The 443-nt window shown below is 37.2% G+C and carries 1 protein-coding gene and 1 riboswitch; the gene reads left to right on the forward strand.

Translation table 11 applies throughout. The features are described 5' to 3' along the window. The first annotated feature begins 57 nt into the window (after nt 1-57). A riboswitch (ZMP/ZTP riboswitch) is annotated at nt 58-141 on the forward strand. A 31-nt stretch (nt 142-172) separates the two neighbouring features. Further along, on the forward strand, nt 173-443 hold a 271-nt coding region (locus A194_RS19120; RefSeq protein ID WP_040403395.1), incomplete at its 3' end, for a tetrahydrofolate dehydrogenase/cyclohydrolase catalytic domain-containing protein.

Here is a 443-nt window from a genome sequence, read left to right on the forward strand (position 1 = left end):
ATGTGTTTTACCGTAAAGATATTGCTAATAAAGCATTGCAAGTGTTATAAAAATAATCACGCATGTAGTAACTGACGACATAAATGGAAATAACCATAAGGGAGCTACATGTAACTTTTGTCGGTCGTCTGGGCAGGAGAACTTTTCTCTCAAACTTTCAGGAGGTTATAACGTGAAAGAGCCATTGCTTTTAGACGGAAGAGAAGTGTCAAAATCGATTAAAGGACAGTTAAAAGGAACAATTGATTCATTAACTAAGGAAGGAATTGTTCCTAAGTTAGTGACCATTCTAGTTGGTGATAACCCATCGTCTCACACGTATGTTCAGATGAAGGCGAATGCTTGCAGTAAGATTGGAATGGAGTCTGAACGAATCTTTTTACCGACAGAAACGACGACTGAAGAATTATTACAAACGATTAAGCAACTAAATGAAGACGAGA

The sequence above is a fragment of the Alkalibacillus haloalkaliphilus C5 genome (assembly GCF_000269905.1).
In the GTDB taxonomy this organism is placed as follows: Bacteria; Bacillota; Bacilli; order Bacillales; family Alkalibacillaceae; genus Alkalibacillus; species Alkalibacillus haloalkaliphilus_A.